Below are 1,768 nucleotides of genomic sequence, written 5' to 3'. Positions count from 1 at the left end.
TAGGCGTTTGCGAAACGCTGTAACCCGCATAAATGCGGGATATTTTTTGTCGTAAAATAAAATAACTCCTCACTGATTTATGGTAAAATTGAATTGTAAAGAAACAAAATCACCATATACCTCAGAAAGGAGTTATATATTTATGATACCATATAAACAGCTTTCTTTGGCAGATATTTTTTCTGATTGCAAAGAAAAATTTGAAAATAACAAGCCTCAGTTTCTTTCTTTACTTGAAAATACTATTAATCTTGATGATTTAATCCCTGCTTCCTTCATAAATCATTTTTATGCTTCTACTGGAAGACCCCGTAAATATAGTCTTTACGCCATGCTCCATGCTTTGATTTTGCAGCGCATTTTTTCTATTCCTACAGATTCCCTTTTGATTATTTTTCTTAAATATTCTCAAGAGTTAAGGGATTTCTGCGGTTTCCTTAAAGTCCCCGATGCTTCTAAATTCACTCGTTTTAAACAGGATTTTATTCTGGACTTACAATTGATGTTTCATAATCTCGTTGATATTACTGAACCAATATGCCAGCAAATTGACCCCAAACTTGCTTCTATGACTATTTTTGATACTTCCGGTATTGAAGCTTTTGTTACTGAAAACAACCCTAAGTATACTAACCGCATCATAAAACAGCTTAAGACTTTTAAGAAAGTACATGCTTTAGATGATTCTTATGATCCTTATAAAGCTGCCTATGGTTCTATGCCTCCACACGCTTCAGCTAATCCGGCCATTCAACAAATGTACATTAACGGTCATTTTTGCTATGCCTTTAAATTTGGCATTGTAACCAACGGACTTGGTATTGTAAGAGATATTTCATTTTACAATCAGGATTTTCTAAAAGCACATCCTGATATTGTTATTGAGAAAAAATCTGATTCACCGGATGAAGATAAATCTCTTGCTGATTCTAAAGCTCTTATACCTGTTCTTATGGATTTCTTTGCAAAACATCCTTTGATAAATCCAAAATTCTTTTTAGGTGATGCTGCTTTTGATAGCATTCTGATTTATCGATACCTTTTGCATGATTTAAAATTTGAAAAAGCATTCATTCCATTAAAAACTAAGCTTGCATCAAAAGAATCCGATTGTCCTTTAAATGAAGATGGTATTCCATGCTGTCCCCATGACCATTCGCTTCCAATGAAACGAGAAGGTAGTAAAACACACTTACGTTCAGGAATTCCATCAATGAAATTCGTATGTCCCAAAATGAAATGGGTATACAATAAAAAAACTAAAAAGAGCAAACGTGTAACTCTATGTGAAAATCCATGTACAAAATCTTCCTGCGGCAGAATGTTTTACATTTATCCTGAAAAGAATCTTCGTGCATATCCTGGAACTACTCGTGGAACTCTCCAATGGGAAAACACTTATAAAATCAGGACTGCTGTCGAGAAAAACATCAACCATTTCAAAGACAGTTATTGCGTTGCGGATCGTAAGACACAAAATGAACTAACGCTTCATGCTGACTTACTTCTAGCCGGTATAACTGAGCTAATAACAGTCATTGTAGCAAATAAAATACATAAAAATGAATATATACGAAGCCTAAAACCATTAATTGCATAAATTTTATTTCTAAAAAATAGGAACCCGGCTTTGCTCTATTTCGTGCGCCTTTTTTTATCAATATGGTTATTTCAAATCATAAAAATTTGTCTTTAAACTTCTAACAATGCTTTTGCAACTTCTAAACATCTTTTATTCATTTTTATCAGTGAGTTTCGCAATTACCTA

1 pseudogene is annotated in these 1,768 nt (G+C 33.3%); it reads left to right on the top strand.

The window, feature by feature from the left end:
- The first annotated feature begins 142 nt into the window (after positions 1 to 142).
- A pseudogene (locus CLCOS_RS20115) lies at positions 143 to 1,487 on the top strand (transposase).
- Positions 1,488 to 1,768 lie beyond the last annotated feature (281 nt).

This window comes from Clostridium coskatii, assembly GCF_001675205.1.
GTDB lineage: Bacteria > Bacillota > Clostridia > Clostridiales > Clostridiaceae > Clostridium_B > Clostridium_B ljungdahlii.
Note: the sequence above shows the minus strand (reverse complement) of the source record. Positions and strands in the feature narration are given on the sequence as shown.